We start from the raw sequence: 15,263 nt of genomic DNA on the forward strand, positions 1-15,263 counted from the left end.
AATTTATATGTTCAAATACAAAGCCCGGGGAATTTTACTGATCGTAAAATTCCCCGGGCTTCTTTGTTAATTCTTGAGGTTTTGTCCCAGCCTCTTTTTAGATAGAATCAGAAGATACTTTAGTTTTTATCCCATTGCCTCATAATTAGTGGGAATAGGGTATACATGTTGAGAATTAGTGTGATGCTTCAATGGAAGAAGCTAATTCAGCTATTACTATTTTGCTGCCTATAATTGGGCTATTTTCAGGTTTTGCCCCCTCAGAGCCTGGTGCTGGACGGTGATGAGCAGCAGCGAATTCATCGCTATTACGCCAAGCTTGAAAATGCTCCTTGGATTCCCAGTACATATTGACGCTCATTTCGTCATAAGTCGGATCATCAGTTGAAACTAACACCTCTACTTTATGGAAGCCTTCAAACTGTTGTAGTGGTCCTGGCTTTGTAAAATTCGGTGCCATTTTTGTAGCAAAGCCGGGTTTAACTTGAATACGATTTGTAACAATAATCATGCTTTTACCCCCTAATCATTTTCTGAATAGTAAAAATCCTCTATTTGAATGAATTATCATTGATTATCATTCGCAATCAATGATAATTGGCGTAGGAAGACATTGTCAATAGAATAGCAATGAAAATTACAAATAGCTGGGTGTGTGGAGACAAGAATGAGCAAATCCTGACATTCAACTGACATAATCTGATGATACAATGAAAACATGAATGAGCTGGTGACGAGGTGAAAGAACATGGCAAAAATTTTAGTAGTAGAAGACGAATATGCAATCAGTCAGGTTTTGAAAGCATATTTGAAAAAAGTGGGCTATGATGTTATGCAATGTTTTAATGGTGGTCAGGTATTGGCCATGTTTCAAGAGGTGCAGCCCGATTTAATGTTACTTGATGTCATGTTGCCAGAGAAGAACGGTTGGGTTATTTTAAAGGAAATTAGAGAGATTAGCTCTTGTCCCGTTATTATGCTTACAGCTTTAGGCGATGTAAATTACCGTTTAGAGGGCTTCGATCGAGGTGCGGATGATTATATTGCAAAGCCATTTATAGCAGACGAAGTGGTAGCAAGAGTAAAGGCGGTATTACGACGTGCTGAGGGCCATGAATCTTCAGATATAAAGCGCTTCGGTCAGCTAGAGATTGATATGAAGGCCCATCGAGTGTTACTTAAGGGGGAAGAAATCATCTTAACTCCTAGAGACTTATCGGTGCTTTTATTTTTAGCAGAGAACCCCAACCAAACATTTACACGTGATCAGTTAATTGATCAAATTTGGGGTTGGGAATATGATGGTAGCGATAGAGCAGTGGATTTAGCGGTGAAGCGACTACGCAAAGCTCTTAATGAATGGGATGAAACAGAGGGAGAAATAAAGACACTACGTGGATTGGGGTATCAGTTAAGTGTTCAAAAAAAATAAGCGAGTATCATTGCTTAACTACTGGACAAGTCGCTATTTATTAACGCTTTTTGTAGGCCTAGCCATTATTTCTTTTATTTCTGCGGCATGGATTCGTCATACAACGTTTCAAAATAGGCTTGAATTAATGGAGTTTTTAGCAGACGAGACTTTATATCGTCTAACAGATACTTCAGGTCTAAATGGTCCTATGGGCGCTATTCCAGGTTTTATTGGGGATCGTGAACGATTTACTATGCGAGAAATTGATCCCATTTTGTATGTTGTAGATACGGAGGGCAATATATTAACTAGTAACCGACCAATTCCACCTGGAAGTCCAAAAAATGTTAAAGACTTGCTAGATGGTGAAGAAGGTACAAAGAAAATAACTAAAATGAATGAAGGACAATCAACCGCTCAATATGTCGTAAAAAGGAAAATTGAAAAAGACAACAAATTGGTTGGATGGGTGCTAGTGCTAGAGAAAAAGGGAAATCTAACAAAGGTTAACCAAGCATACGGGCAACTGGCATTACTTATCGGAGCACTTGCTGTACTAGGCTGGGGTGCTGTTTATTTATTATCGAAGCGTTTAACGCATCCAATTAAACAAGTAGCTGAAGCCGCCAAACAAGTCCAAGAGGGGAACTATACGTTTGATTTGCCTCAGAATAATAAAGAAGAAGAAATTTATGAGCTCGTTACGTCCTTTAAGGAAATGGCGAATAGACTAGAACAATTAGAAAAGACGCGAACAGAATTATTAGCAGGTGTCACACATGAACTAAAAACACCAGTCACATCAATTAGCGGATTATTACAGGCAGTGAAGGATGGTGTCGTTACAGGACAGGACGCCAGTGAATTTATTCAACTGGCGCTGGTAGAGACGACGAAGATGAAGACTATGGTTGGCGATTTACTAGCTTTTAATCATTTCGCTGTTGATGCAATCCCCGTAAAGCTTGAAGCTGTAAATATTAATCAGTTAGTACGTGATGCAGTAACACAGTGGGAGGTCGTACAGGATGATGAAACTGTAAAAATTCAAACGCATCTTCTCCCACAATCAGTAAACGTACAGGCTGATGTTGTACGTGTGCAGCAAGTAGTGACGAATCTATTAACAAATGCAAAGCAGGCTATGCAGGAAGGGATTGTTACGATTACATTATTGGAGAAGGACGACACAGTTTCGATGACTGTACAGGACACTGGTCACGGTATTCCACAAGAAGATCAGGCGTTTATTTTTGAACGCTTTTTTAGAGGAGAAAATAAAAAATATGCTGTCCGTGGATTAGGTCTAGGATTATCATTAAGTAAAATGATGGCACAATCAATTGGTGGTGATTTACGATTGCAAGAAAGTGATCCATCTGGAACGTGTTTTGAATTATCATTGAAAAAAGCTACTACGCTATAAAAGGCGTGGTAGCTTTTTATTTGTAAAGATTTTTTGAAAGAATTGTAAAGCTGACATCTGACTGACACATTAGATCATTATAGTGAACAGTGTAAACGAGAAACTAAAAAGAAAGGACAAGATAAAGGATGACCACAAACAAAAAGTTCTTCCGCATGCTGATCTTGCCAGCTGCATTATTAATGGTATTAGCTGGTTGTGGTGCAAATAACGATTACGTGGCGAAGGTTGATGGTGAAAAGATTTTACAAACAGAGCTAGATGACGCATTGCGTGAACAATATGGTGCAGATGTGCTTGATACATTAATTACTAATAAAATTGTTGAGCTAGAGGCGAAAAAAGTAGGCGTTTCTGTATCTGATGACTCTATTGAAGAGGAGTATAAGGAGTTAGAGGAATCATATGGTGGAGAGGAATCCTTACAGGCTGCACTAGAGGCAAATGGACTGACAGAGCAGAGTGTAAAGGAAAATATTCGCATGTATCAGCTCACAAAAAATGTTATTGCAGCAAGCATTGATCTTTCGGATGAGGAAGTAGCCCAATATTTTGAAAACAACAAGGATAGCTATGGACAAAAGGAAGAGGTCGTAGCAAGTCATATTTTATTAGAAGATGAGGCAACTGCAAAAGACGTGTTGGTCAAAGTAAAAGCTGGAGAGGATTTTTCAGACCTAGCAAAGACATATTCAATAGATTCAGCAACAAGCGAGAACGGTGGCGAATTAGGTTATATTAGTCGCGGTCAAATGGATGAACAGTTTGAGGAAGCTGCATTTGCCCTTGAAAAAGGTGGCATTAGTGATATCGTTCAAACCTATGAAGGTTTTCACATTATTAAAGTAACCGATAAAGTACCGGCAGAAGAAGCTGTATTCGAGGATGTAAAAGATGATGTTTATACGACTTTACTTGAGGAGCACATAAATGAAGAATATGAGTCTTGGCTCGCCGAAAAGCAAGAGCAATACAAAATCGAAAAAATGTAAGGAGTGAACAATATGCCTATACTTTCTTCATTCAACCCTAACGGTCGAAAGGAGATTAAGCAAGCAATCTCCTATCCCGATTATGCGTTATTAAAAACTAAGCTACAGCATGTGATGCAGCTAGACAAGCATGCAGGAACGAATGGTAAGTATCTAATTCGCAGCACATACTTCGATAATTTTGAAAACAAGGTTCTGAATGAGAAAAAAGAGGGTTATATTAATCGAGATAAATATCGGGTCCGTATTTATGGCAAATCCTCAGCTATTGTAAATCTCGAGCGGAAAAGTAAACGTAACAATTTAACCTTTAAAACGAAGTGTGCCATGACTCAAAAGGAATATGAAAAAATACGTAGTGGAGATATCGCTTGGATGCAGGAAGACAAACGAGCGTTAATTCAAGATTTACATCGGGAAATGAAATATAGCCAATTGAAACCAATGACAGTTGTCGATTACGAGCGTGAAGCTTATATCTATCCCTTTGGAAATGTTCGTGTCACTTTTGATAGCAAGGTACAGTCAAGCCTTCGCAATACAGATATGTTTAATCCGAAGCTGCCAATGGTGGATGTCTTGGAGCCAAACCTAGTTATTTTAGAAGTGAAATATGATGAGTACTTGCCAGACATTATTAAGTACTTACTACAATCAGTAGATACACGTGCTGAGGCCTATTCGAAATATCAGCTTAGTCGCATGTACGGCTAATTTATAAAAAGGAGAAATGAACAATGGATACAATCAAATTTAATGATATTTTTAAATCCAACTTTTTAGAAAAAACAACTTCGTTTTCATTAATAGATTCAATTATTGGTTTAGTAGTAGCTTTCTTTGTGGGGCTTTTTATTTACGCTGTTTACAAGAAGACCTTTAACGGCGTGATTTACTCCCATTCTTTTAATATTTCACTACTTATTATGACAATGGCGACAGCGCTTGTGATTATGGGGATCAGTTCAAATGTGCTGTTATCGCTTGGTATGGTTGGTGCGCTATCAATCGTGCGTTTCCGTACACCTATTAAAGACCCAATGGATCTAGTGTATATTTTTTGGGCAATCGTATCAGGAATTCTTTGTGGAGCAGGATTTATTCCACTTGTTATTATTGGTGCCGTTTTAATTGGTCTTGTGCTACTTATCTTTGTGAACAAAATTACTGTGGAAAATCCATATCTATTAATTGTGAAATTTGAAGAAGAAATGGCTTGCGAGGCAGTAGAGCGTATTATTGCCGCACAATCTAAAAAATTTGCTTTAAAATCAAAATCCATTATGCAAAATGATGAAATCGAAACAACCTATGAAATTCGTGTGAAGCAAAATGATGCCAAGCTAATGGACAATCTTACAAAGGTACCAGGAGTGAAATCTGCAGTTATGCTTAGTTATGATGGTAATTTCACGGCTTAGTTAGCGACTTAAACTGCGAAGAGAGGTGCAAATCATGATTAAAACAAGGGTTGTCTATCTCTGTATGGCAATTCTACTACTACTCTTTGTCGTACTATATGCTGTACTTCCCAACGTAGGCATTGAAACCAAGAATACTGAGTTTTCTTATGAGAATATTGTGTTTAATGAAAATAAAGTAACAACGGTAGATATTGAAATTGCCGAGGAAGATTGGGCAGATATGCTAGAAAATGCGACAGATAAGGAGTTAAAGCAAGCCAATATCACGGTCAATGGTAAGAGAATAGAGAGTGTAGCAATTCGTACGAAAGGAAGTTCGTCACTAAACTCTGTTGTAAGTAGCGACTCGGATCGATATAGCTTAAAAATCGATTTTGATTACTATGACGATACACAAAGCTTATATGGCTTGAAAAAATTAAATTTAAACAATAATTTCAGTGATACAACATTAATGCGAGAATATATTTCTTATGAGCTCATGGAACAAATGGGATTACCTACACCCGCTCATTCATATATGTATGTCACAGTGAATGGTGAGGATCGTGGTCTATTTTTAGGGGTAGAAGCGGTGGACGAAACATTCCTGGCAAATAACTACGGCTCTAATAATGGATTTTTGTTTAAGCCAGATGGGATAGGCAGTGATTTAAAATATATTAGTGATGATATTGCTGATTATACGGGAATTGGTTTAAAAACGAATGAAGGCAATGTCGATCAATCAAAGTTCATTGATATGCTTAAAGCCATCAATAATGGTGGCGATATTGAAAAATATATTGATGTCGATGAAATGTTACGTTATTTTGCTATGAATACCGCACTTGTAAGTCTTGATAGTTATCAGGGAACTATGAAACACAATTACTATTTGTATGAGGATAACGGTGTGTTTTCGATTATACCTTGGGATTATAATATGTCCTTTGGTGGCTTTGGTGTTGGTGGTTTTGGTGGAGGCGATAGAATGGGTGGCAATAATCAAGTCCCAGCCAATGCCAATATAAAAACACCAGAAGATGCAAAGACAAATGAGCAATCAGACAAACCTGACATGGAGTTTCCGAATAATGTTGTTCAACAACAGCAAGGTGGACAGCCTAATGGTAACCGAAATCAGGGTGGATTCAATATGGCGATGGGGATGTCCGGCGATCTTATGTCAGATAGCGCTATTAATTTTAGTGTGACTACCCCTGTATCTGGTATAACATTAGAGGATCGACCGCTATTGAATGCCTTACTATCAAATGAAGAGTATCGTACTAAATATGAAGACTATTTAGAAGAAGTGGCTACTAATTACTTAACAGAAGAAAATATCCAGAGCATTACTAAAAAATTAGCAGTGTTATTAACAACTTATGTGGAAGCAGATCCTACGAAATTCTCTACGACAGTGCAATTTTTAGAAGCTATTGAAGGAGGAAACAGTCTCCCTGAATTTGCTAAGCAGCGCTCTGCATCTATTTTAAAGCAGCTGTCAGGTGAACTTGTTGTGGAAGCGTCAACATCACAAGGTAATATGGGAATGCCTAATGCTAATGACAATGGTGATATGAACGGCAACCCTATGCCTGATGGTTTTGATCCAAGTCAATTACCTGAGGATTTTGATCCTTCACAAGCTCCGCAGTTTAATCAAGACGGCAATATGCAGGGAAAACGGCCAAATGGTGGTCCTATGGGAATGCCTAACCAAGGTAATGAACAATTAAATCAAGCAACTGTAATTGATAAAAATACAGTGCTTACAGCAATAGCTTCTCTTGCTATTTTATTAATTGCGCTCTTTGCTGTTTTTAAATTTAAGCGAAGAGGTCGTTAAAAAATAACCATATCCAAAGACTTTTGGGTATGGTATTTGCTTTTTGTCGTGCTAAAATAAAGCATTCTTTTTTAAGGAGTCTATTATTATGAATGAACATCAATTTGATAAGCTTTTACATATTAATACTGTTGGTGAACAGTATGGTTTTCCTAAATTAGCACACTATCATCGTTATGAGCCAACACCGTATGTCGGATTAGAACAATTATTTTCAGAGTATGAAATGCCCCAGAATCCAGTGTTTATAGATATGGGATGCGGAAAAGGCAGAGTACCTATCTATGTACAACATAAATTTCATATTCCTACGATTGGGATAGAAATGGATGCAGGTTTTTATGCAGAGGCTGAGGATAATAAAAAGGGCTATCTCCAAAAGAATAATGCTCAAGCTCCCATTTCTTTTATTCATTCAATAGCGGAAGACTATACGATTCAACCATGCGACAATGTTTTCTTCTTTTTCAATCCGTTTTCAATCCATATTTTCCGTACAGTCATTCATAATATTTGGAAATCTTATGAGCAATATATGCGTGATATTCATATTATTTTATACTATCCATCTTATGATTATTTGCAGTTTCTACATCAGGGGACACCTTTTGAATTAATCATTGAGGTTCATCTAGAAAATGAAAAAAATATTAATGAACGCCTATGTGTATTTGCATTGAAAAAAGCTTAGAGAAGTGGGGACATCCCATCTCTAAGCTTTTTAAATGCTCTACAAACTTTTTAACCTATCTAGAGCGATTAAGCTTAGAATTATGGCGAAAAAGAGAACGGTTAATAATGACATCCTTTATTACCCGGGGAATTAAAGTAAATATAGGTAATTATTTGACCTTTAATAAGCTTTGGAATAATGACTATTTATGAACATTTTGGGAGATTTAGATATTAAATATCTTTCAATTTTCGGAAAAAGGACTTCTTTTTGTAAGGTGTTTCGTAAAAAAACAATCCATACTAATTGTTTTGTACTAATATATACTGCGAATTGATAGATAATTCTTAAATAACTAATTATACTGAAAAATCACTCTAGACTAAATATAAAGAATGCTTTACAATGTAAAAGGCTTAGATGAATAATATTTTGATTTACGTTTAGATAGTTATAAATAATTATTTTTGCTATTGAGGAAACAGATATAATTGTTTATAATTATCAGAAATATCTAACATTTGAGAAATTTCAGGGGGAATATAATTATGAAAGACAACAAAAAGCTTAAAAAGTTCGGCTCACTTCTAATTGCGTCTTCATTACTTGCGGGTGTTCTTGCTGGTTGTGGTAACGGTGATAGTTCAAGTTCAGGAGGAGGCTCATCATCATCAGGTGGTGGTTCATCTGACGGCGATACTATTAAAATCGGTGCAAACTTAGAGCTTTCAGGTAACGTAGCTTCTTACGGTTCTTCAATCGGAGTAGGCGCAGAACTTGCTGTGAAAGAGATTAATGACAATGGTGGTATCGACGGAAAGAAAATTGAGCTTATTAAAGTAGATAACAAATCAGAAAACTCAGAGGCTACTGCAGCGGCTATTAAACTAGCAACACAAGATAAAGTAGTAGCGATGCTAGCTCCTGCAACTTCTGGTAATACAGTTGCGACTGTTCAAATTGCCAACAATAATAAAATTCCAATCGTAACTGGTTCAGGTACAGCACCTAACATTACAGTAAATGAAGATGGTTCCATAAATGAATATGCATTCCGTACTTGCTTCATCGACCCGTTCCAAGGGGTTGTAGCAGCAAACTTTGCTACTGGTGAATTAAAAGCGAAAAACGTAGCTGTTTTTGCGGACAATGCATCTGATTATGCTAAAGGTTTAGCAAAATCATTTAAAGATACAATTACTAAGAATGGCGGTAAAGTTGTAAAAGAAGAAGCCTATGTAGCGAAGGATGCGGACTTCCGTACACAATTAACAAATATTAAAGCCGCGAACCCGGACTTCATTTTTATCCCTGGATACTATGAAGAGGTTGGTTTAATTGTTAAACAAGCTCGTGAAATGGGTATTGATGTTCCACTGATGGGAGCTGACGGTTGGGATTCACCAACATTAGTAGAGCTAGCTGGTGCGAAAGCGTTGAATAACACGTACATTACAAACCACTACTCTGCGGAAGACCAAGATCAAAAAATTCAAGACTTCGTTAAAGCGTTTAAAGCTGCGAACGGCGATAAAGCACCAGATGCATTTAATGCATTAGGCTATGACACAATTTACTACATCGCTGATGCAATTGAACGTGCAGGCTCTACTGATGGAGAAGCCATTAAAAATGCATTAGCTGATACAAAAGATCTTTCTTTAGTAACAGGTACTTTCTCAGTTGACAAACAACATAACCCAATTAAAACAGCAACAGTTCTTGAATTTAAAGACGGTAAACAAGTGTTCAACTCTAAAGTTAATCCTTAATGTTTCGTAGGCAAGGGGAGGCGGGTAAACACGCCTTCCTTTTTTATGTTTTTTATCAAGCACATAGATTCTAGCATTAGGAAATAAAAAAACTTTTTTATGAGGGACACAATTTATTCTACATACAATAATAACATGTAGAAGTACGTCCTATTTTTTCATTTTTCAAAAAATAAAAGGAGTGAACGCTCATGGAATGGATACAGCAACTTGTGAATGGTATTTCACTAGGTAGTATCTACGCATTAATAGCGTTAGGGTATACGATGGTATACGGGATTATTAAGCTGATTAACTTTGCCCACGGTGATGTTTTCATGATTGGGTCATTTATTGGCTTTTACGCAATCGCTAAATGGGAACTTGGCTTCTTCCCGGCACTATTATTAGCGATGGCAGTCTGTGCAATATTTGGTGTTTTAATTGAACGTATTGCTTATAAGCGTTTACGAAATGCCACGCGTATTGCAGCTTTAATTACGGCAATCGGTGTATCGCTATTAATCGAATATACGACTATTTTCTTCAGAGGTGCGCAACCAGCGGCATATCCGGAAGTCTTTACTAATAAAACATTTGATGTTTTCGGTGTTCAAATCAGTAGTATATCAATTTTAATATTATCTGTCTCAGTTGTACTGATGATTCTTTTACAATTCATCGTACATAAAACTAAAATCGGGAAAGCGATGCGAGCAGTTTCCCATGATGCCGATGCAGCACGTTTAATGGGTATTAACGTAGATAATACAATTTCAGCGACCTTCGCAATTGGTTCAGCTTTAGCGGGTGCTGCAGGTGTTATTTTTGGTGTTTATTATACGAAAATCGATCCATTAATGGGCGTTATTCCAGGAGTTAAAGCGTTCATCGCGGCTGTACTAGGTGGTATTGGTATTATTCCTGGCGCTATGGTTGGCGGCATGTTATTAGGTGTTGTGGAATCATTAGTAAGTGCACTTGGCTTCTCTTTATGGCGCGATGCTGCGGCATTCGTTATTTTAATTTTAATTTTAATCTTCAGACCATCGGGCATCTTTGGTAAAAATGCCCGTGAGAAAGTGTAGGTGAGCGGTAATTATGAAAAAGTCTAAAGTTTTCTGGGGCTATGCCGTATTAGCGCTAGTCATCTATGCAGTTGTACAAATGCTTATTTCAACAAACGTTCTCGATATTTACTACCAAAATATGTTGATTACAATATGTATTAACATCATGTTAGCGGTCAGCTTGCATATTGTTATCGGTATTACTGGTCAGTTCTCAATTGGGCATGCCGGTTTCCTAGCAGTAGGGGCATACATTTCTGCCATTATTACAACTAAGCTGATGCTTCCATTCCCATTAGCCATTTTCTTAGGAGCGTTGGCAGCAGCAGTAGCTGGTTTAATTGTAGGTATTCCTACGCTACGATTAAAGGGTGACTATTTAGCAATTGCTACACTTGGTTTTGCGGAGATTATACGTATTATCTTTTTAAATACGGACTATGTTGGTGGCGCAGCAGGGATGCAGGTTAAATATTTATCCAATTGGACATATGCATTCATAGGTGTTTTTCTAACAATTCTAGTCATCTCGAACTTTACGAATTCTCGCCATGGACGCGCATGTATTTCGATTCGTGAGGATGAAATTGCGGCAGATGCAATGGGTATTAACACAACCTACTATAAAGTTGTAGCTTTCGCAATTGGTTCTTTCTTTGCTGGTCTTGCAGGGGCCATCTTTGCACATAACTTTTATATTATTCAACCGACAACTTTCGGTTTCTTAAAATCATTTGATATTTTAATTTATGTAGTTCTTGGTGGTTTAGGAAGTCTTTCAGGTTCAGTGATTGCTGCGATTTTCTTAACGCTGGTTTCGGCTTACCTAGCAAACTTCCCAGAAACACGTATGATTATCTACAGCTTAGTATTAATAGTCGTAATGCTTTATCGTCCAACAGGTTTGATGGGAACAAAAGAAATTACGGATCTATTTAAGTTCGGTAAAAAAGGAGGTACAAAATAATGACTGGAAACCTTCTTATCAATGTTGAAAATATGGGCATTCAATTCGGTGGTTTAAAGGCGGTACAGGGCGTTAATATGTACCTTAATCATGGGGAATTAGTCGGTCTTATAGGGCCTAATGGAGCCGGTAAGACAACCAGTTTTAATATGCTAACAGGTGTTTATATGCCTACTGAAGGCACTATTACATTTGCTGGTATGAAGCTAAATGGGCTTGCGCCATACCAAGTAACACAAAAAGGTATTAGCCGTACGTTCCAAAACATTCGTTTATTTAAAGAGCTGTCTGTTTTAGATAATGTAAAGGTAGCGAACCATTCACTGGCGAAGCACTCCATGTGGTCCTCCATTTTCCGTTTGCCGAATCACTTTAAAGGTGAGGCAGAAATGGAGTATCAATCCATTGAGTTTTTAAAGATCTTTGGCTTAGATATTTATAAGGATGAGCTAGCAAAAAATTTACCATATGGAATGCAGCGCCGCCTAGAAATTGCCCGTGCTTTAGCTGCTAAACCAAAGCTGCTTTTATTAGATGAGCCAGCAGCGGGGATGAATCCACAGGAAACACATGACTTAATGGAATTAATAGCATTTATTCGTAAAGAATTTGGCCTAACAATTCTACTAATTGAGCACGATATGAGCTTAGTCATGGGGATTTGTGAACGCATTTACGTGCTCGATCATGGTCAATTAATAGCTGACGGGACACCGGAAGAAATACGCAACAATCCAAAGGTAATAGAAGCTTACCTTGGCGAGGAGGTTATCGGCTAATGCTAAAAGTACAAAATATAGATGTGTTTTACGGGAACATTCAGGCATTAAAGGGCCTCTCTTTAGAAGTAAACGAGGGTGAAATTGTTACGTTAATCGGTGCGAACGGTGCTGGTAAAAGTACGTTATTAAAAACATTATCAGGATTATTAAAACCAAAGGGTGGCATCATTGAATATGAAGGCTTTTCTATTGCAGGGAAGGCTGCACAGACAATTGTAAAATCAGGTATTTCGCATGTTCCAGAGGGGCGTCGTGTCTTTGCCAATATGTCGGTAGAAGAAAACTTGGAGCTTGGGGCATATCTTCGTAATGACAAAGCTGGCATAAAAAAGGATATGGATCATGTATTTGAGCTATTCCCAAGACTTTTGGAGCGACGCAAGCAGCAATCAGGCACTTTATCTGGTGGTGAGCAACAAATGCTTGCGATGGGTCGAGCATTAATGGCAAAACCGAAATTGCTATTGATGGATGAGCCTTCAATGGGTCTTGCCCCACTCATGGTAAAAAATATTTTTAATATTATTGAGCAAGTCAATAAAGAGGGTACAACCGTGTTGCTTGTTGAGCAAAATGCAAATATGGCACTATCTGTAGCCAATCGTGCGTACGTATTGGAAACAGGGCGTATTGTACTATCAGGTACAGCTAAAGAGCTACAAGAAAGTGAAGAAGTAAAGGCTGCTTATTTAGGTGGTTTGTAAAAGGAAGAGCATCTCGAAAGTTGAGATGCTTTTTTCGTGTTATTGAAGGGCATAGATAGACGGGCAGTGGCATTGGTCCTTTATTATTTGGTAAGGTGGACGAAAGGAGTGAGGTTATGAAATTTTCAGCACAATATTTTATAGAAAAGTTGAAATTAGCAGAGCATCCAGAGGGAGGGTATTATATATCTTCGTTTCGTGCATCAGAGGATATAGCTGTGAGGGAAGTACAAAGACCAATTTATACGAGTATTTATTTCTTACTAAGGTCACAGGATATCTCTCATTTGCATCGTTTAAAATCAGATGAGCTTTGGTATTATCATGCTGGAAGTCCGTTAACAGTCCATATGATTTTCCCAGATGGTACATATGAGGCGAAAAGGCTTGGATTAAATGTTGAAGCAGGGGAAGTGCCACAAATAGCTGTACCGAAGAATACTATATTTGGCTCATCCGTAGAGGAAGCAGAAACATTTAGTTTAGTTGGCTGTATGGTTGCACCAGGCTTTGATTTTGAAGACTTTGAATTGTTTACACAAGATGAGCTTTTAGCTAATTACCCACAGCACGAGGAAGTTATTCGAAAAATGGCTTACAAGTCAATTTAACTTATTTCAGCAGATAGAAGAAAAGTAGCCGTCTCACACTTTATTTGAGACGGCACTTCATATTTACCAAAGTATTTTTTCAGGGTAATTGGCCTTGATTTCAATTTCGTGCAATGCCTTTTTGGTAGTAATCGCAGCTTCCATAAGCTGTGATTTTAGCGCTTCATATTCGTCGTCTTCAAGCATTAAGCGCAGGGCATAGGAGGCTAAATGAGCTTTACGTTCCTCTATGCTTAATCGAATATACTCTAGGTTTAGTACATCTACATACTGTGTAGCATAACGGCATGTTAATGGACTTTTAGTATGTAGCATTCTTAAAAAAACTAAGTATTCTTCTTCATTAAGCTCCTGCTCCAGACAATCGGCAACCGCTGCTTGGAATTTTCGGATTGCGGCAACATCAATATTCCACTCAGAAGAATCAATTAGCTCTTTGTGTAGGTGAATAAAATCATTTAATGAGATAGCAGTAAAAATTAGCTCTGGCCAAAGTACCTCAGTTGCGAAATAGGCATTTTTGTTTGGGAAAATTAGTTCATGCTGGGTCAGAATACTTTTATTGAGTCCGTTACTTACAAACTCAAGTTGATGCTCCCCTTTGGCAGCATGACGCAGTTTATAACAAATCCTAAGGATCCGTTGGCGTGCCCCTTGATAATCATAATATTTGTTTTCATCACCTATTATTTTGTGAATGGCATTAATGAGTTCATCTAAGTCCCAAAAATCACCGCTAATTCGTGCTCCTGTTAACTGCTCAGTACTTTGAATTGAAAGCATAGTTCTATCCCCTTAATTGGCTTTATTTTGGTGTGTAATTGAGTAGTCTAAATAGTTCTGTTCGTTCCTTTTCTGTTAAATCACGCCACTGTCCAACCTTTAAATTCCCAAGCTTAATATTCATAATACGAATTCGCTGTAGACGCTTAACGGAATAGCCAAGAGCTGAGCACATACGACGTATTTGACGATTTAAACCTTGCTCTAAAATTATTTTAAAGACTTTATCAGATATTTTTTCAACATAACAAGGCAAGGTCGTAGTATCTAAAATATCTACACCAGCCCCCATTTTTTTTATAAATTGATCTGTAATAGGTTTATCAACTTGGACAATATATTCTTTTTCGTGATGATTTTCTGCACGTAATATTTTATTGACGATATCACCATCATTTGTTAGTAATAATAGTCCCTCTGATTCCTTATCAAGACGCCCAATATGAAAAATTCGTAGGGGGTGATTGACAAAATCAACAACATTTCCTTTTATGTGTTGTTCAGTTGTGCTTGTAATGCCTACGGGTTTGTTCAAGGCAATATATACGAGCTGTTCTTCTTTTTTTACCTCTTTTCCATCAACGCAAACCATATCACCAGCCTCAACTTGACTGCCAACTGTAGCGAGTTCTCCATTAATCGTTACTTTACCTTCTGCTACCCACTTATCTGCGCCACGACGGGATACGATGCCTGTTTCACTTAAATATTTATTAATCCGCATACTGTTCTCCTATACATATATATTATTCTTAAGTATACATTATCGTTGGTCTCACCGTGAATCCTAGAAGCTTTTCTAGCAAAAATAAATTGTTTGGAGAAAATTTTA

16 protein-coding genes are annotated in these 15,263 nt (G+C 37.6%); 13 read left to right on the forward strand and 3 right to left on the reverse strand.

From position 1 onward, the window contains the following. Positions 1-175: 175 nt before the first annotated feature. Positions 176-511 carry a heme oxygenase gene (locus tag ACIQXF_RS13885; RefSeq protein WP_402783713.1) on the reverse strand — a complete coding sequence of 112 codons (336 nt, stop codon included), beginning with the start codon at positions 509-511 and terminating at the stop codon, positions 176-178. 237 nt (positions 512-748) lie between these two features. Between ACIQXF_RS13885 and ACIQXF_RS13890 the strand changes: the two genes are divergently transcribed. From ACIQXF_RS13890 to ACIQXF_RS13950, 13 genes are all read left to right on the forward strand, one after another. Then, a complete protein-coding gene (locus tag ACIQXF_RS13890) occupies positions 749-1,432 on the forward strand; it encodes a response regulator transcription factor (RefSeq protein WP_402783714.1) in 684 nt (227 codons plus the stop codon). After that, a complete protein-coding gene (locus tag ACIQXF_RS13895; RefSeq protein ID WP_402783715.1) occupies positions 1,416-2,840 on the forward strand; it encodes a HAMP domain-containing sensor histidine kinase in 1,425 nt (474 codons plus the stop codon). Before ACIQXF_RS13890 ends, ACIQXF_RS13895 begins: the two co-directional genes overlap by 17 nt. A 128-nt stretch (positions 2,841-2,968) precedes the next feature. Next, positions 2,969-3,832 (forward strand): peptidylprolyl isomerase, encoded by an 864-nt coding sequence (locus tag ACIQXF_RS13900; RefSeq protein ID WP_402783716.1) that lies wholly within the window; start codon positions 2,969-2,971, stop codon positions 3,830-3,832. 12 nt (positions 3,833-3,844) lie between these two features. Next, on the forward strand, positions 3,845-4,546 hold the full coding sequence (locus tag ACIQXF_RS13905) for a polyphosphate polymerase domain-containing protein (RefSeq protein WP_402783717.1): 702 nt from the start codon (positions 3,845-3,847) through the stop codon (positions 4,544-4,546). 23 nt (positions 4,547-4,569) lie between these two features. Then, positions 4,570-5,253: a DUF4956 domain-containing protein gene (locus tag ACIQXF_RS13910; RefSeq protein ID WP_402783718.1), complete on the forward strand. Its 684-nt coding sequence runs from the start codon at positions 4,570-4,572 to the stop codon at positions 5,251-5,253. A gap of 34 nt (positions 5,254-5,287) precedes the next feature. Then, positions 5,288-7,090 (forward strand): CotH kinase family protein, encoded by a 1,803-nt coding sequence (locus tag ACIQXF_RS13915; RefSeq protein WP_402783719.1) that lies wholly within the window; start codon positions 5,288-5,290, stop codon positions 7,088-7,090. 88 nt (positions 7,091-7,178) lie between these two features. Continuing rightward, positions 7,179-7,781 carry a class I SAM-dependent methyltransferase gene (locus ACIQXF_RS13920; protein WP_402783720.1) on the forward strand — a complete coding sequence of 201 codons (603 nt, stop codon included), beginning with the start codon at positions 7,179-7,181 and terminating at the stop codon, positions 7,779-7,781. A gap of 530 nt (positions 7,782-8,311) precedes the next feature. Further along, the gene (locus ACIQXF_RS13925) at positions 8,312-9,535 is read left to right on the forward strand and encodes an ABC transporter substrate-binding protein (protein ID WP_402783721.1); all 1,224 of its coding nucleotides are present in this window, start codon (positions 8,312-8,314) and stop codon (positions 9,533-9,535) included. A gap of 191 nt (positions 9,536-9,726) precedes the next feature. After that, entirely contained in the window at positions 9,727-10,602 is an 876-nt protein-coding gene (locus ACIQXF_RS13930) for a branched-chain amino acid ABC transporter permease (protein ID WP_402783722.1), read from the forward strand. Between the two features lie 13 nt (positions 10,603-10,615). Then, positions 10,616-11,551 (forward strand): branched-chain amino acid ABC transporter permease, encoded by a 936-nt coding sequence (locus ACIQXF_RS13935; protein ID WP_402783723.1) that lies wholly within the window; start codon positions 10,616-10,618, stop codon positions 11,549-11,551. Continuing rightward, on the forward strand, positions 11,551-12,330 hold the full coding sequence (locus tag ACIQXF_RS13940) for an ABC transporter ATP-binding protein (RefSeq protein WP_402783724.1): 780 nt from the start codon (positions 11,551-11,553) through the stop codon (positions 12,328-12,330). The genes ACIQXF_RS13935 and ACIQXF_RS13940 overlap by 1 nt, the downstream gene beginning before the upstream one ends. Beyond that, a complete protein-coding gene (locus tag ACIQXF_RS13945) occupies positions 12,330-13,037 on the forward strand; it encodes an ABC transporter ATP-binding protein (protein ID WP_402783725.1) in 708 nt (235 codons plus the stop codon). The genes ACIQXF_RS13940 and ACIQXF_RS13945 overlap by 1 nt, the downstream gene beginning before the upstream one ends. A 116-nt stretch (positions 13,038-13,153) precedes the next feature. Beyond that, positions 13,154-13,648 carry a cupin domain-containing protein gene (locus tag ACIQXF_RS13950; RefSeq protein WP_402783726.1) on the forward strand — a complete coding sequence of 165 codons (495 nt, stop codon included), beginning with the start codon at positions 13,154-13,156 and terminating at the stop codon, positions 13,646-13,648. Positions 13,649-13,711: 63 nt separating this feature from the next. On the opposite strand, the gene ACIQXF_RS13955 is transcribed toward ACIQXF_RS13950, so the two are convergent. After that, complete coding sequence (locus tag ACIQXF_RS13955; protein WP_402783727.1) at positions 13,712-14,431, reverse strand: DUF6904 family protein; 720 nt, start codon at positions 14,429-14,431, stop codon at positions 13,712-13,714. Positions 14,432-14,453: 22 nt separating this feature from the next. Then, a complete protein-coding gene (gene rluF, locus ACIQXF_RS13960) occupies positions 14,454-15,155 on the reverse strand; it encodes a 23S rRNA pseudouridine(2604) synthase RluF (protein WP_402783728.1) in 702 nt (233 codons plus the stop codon). Positions 15,156-15,263 lie beyond the last annotated feature (108 nt).

Origin of the sequence: Lysinibacillus sp. NPDC097231 (assembly GCF_044761885.1) — a bacterium.
Taxonomy (GTDB): domain Bacteria; phylum Bacillota; class Bacilli; order Bacillales_A; family Planococcaceae; genus Lysinibacillus.

Bases quoted from the DNA above. Each gene is read 5' to 3' on its own strand.
- ACIQXF_RS13950 (WP_402783726.1), top strand. From the start codon at position 13,154: ATGAAATTTTCAGCACAATATTTTATAGAAAAGTTGAAATTAGCAGAG.
- ACIQXF_RS13885 (WP_402783713.1), bottom strand. From the start codon at position 511: ATGATTATTGTTACAAATCGTATTCAAGTTAAACCCGGCTTTGCTACA.
- ACIQXF_RS13920 (WP_402783720.1), top strand. From the start codon at position 7,179: ATGAATGAACATCAATTTGATAAGCTTTTACATATTAATACTGTTGGT.
- ACIQXF_RS13930 (WP_402783722.1), top strand. From the start codon at position 9,727: ATGGAATGGATACAGCAACTTGTGAATGGTATTTCACTAGGTAGTATC.
- ACIQXF_RS13905 (WP_402783717.1), top strand. From the start codon at position 3,845: ATGCCTATACTTTCTTCATTCAACCCTAACGGTCGAAAGGAGATTAAG.
- ACIQXF_RS13935 (WP_402783723.1), top strand. From the start codon at position 10,616: ATGAAAAAGTCTAAAGTTTTCTGGGGCTATGCCGTATTAGCGCTAGTC.
- rluF (WP_402783728.1), bottom strand. From the start codon at position 15,155: ATGCGGATTAATAAATATTTAAGTGAAACAGGCATCGTATCCCGTCGT.
- ACIQXF_RS13890 (WP_402783714.1), top strand. From the start codon at position 749: ATGGCAAAAATTTTAGTAGTAGAAGACGAATATGCAATCAGTCAGGTT.
- ACIQXF_RS13910 (WP_402783718.1), top strand. From the start codon at position 4,570: ATGGATACAATCAAATTTAATGATATTTTTAAATCCAACTTTTTAGAA.
- ACIQXF_RS13900 (WP_402783716.1), top strand. From the start codon at position 2,969: ATGACCACAAACAAAAAGTTCTTCCGCATGCTGATCTTGCCAGCTGCA.
- ACIQXF_RS13955 (WP_402783727.1), bottom strand. From the start codon at position 14,431: ATGCTTTCAATTCAAAGTACTGAGCAGTTAACAGGAGCACGAATTAGC.
- ACIQXF_RS13945 (WP_402783725.1), top strand. From the start codon at position 12,330: ATGCTAAAAGTACAAAATATAGATGTGTTTTACGGGAACATTCAGGCA.
- ACIQXF_RS13915 (WP_402783719.1), top strand. From the start codon at position 5,288: ATGATTAAAACAAGGGTTGTCTATCTCTGTATGGCAATTCTACTACTA.
- ACIQXF_RS13925 (WP_402783721.1), top strand. From the start codon at position 8,312: ATGAAAGACAACAAAAAGCTTAAAAAGTTCGGCTCACTTCTAATTGCG.
- ACIQXF_RS13940 (WP_402783724.1), top strand. From the start codon at position 11,551: ATGACTGGAAACCTTCTTATCAATGTTGAAAATATGGGCATTCAATTC.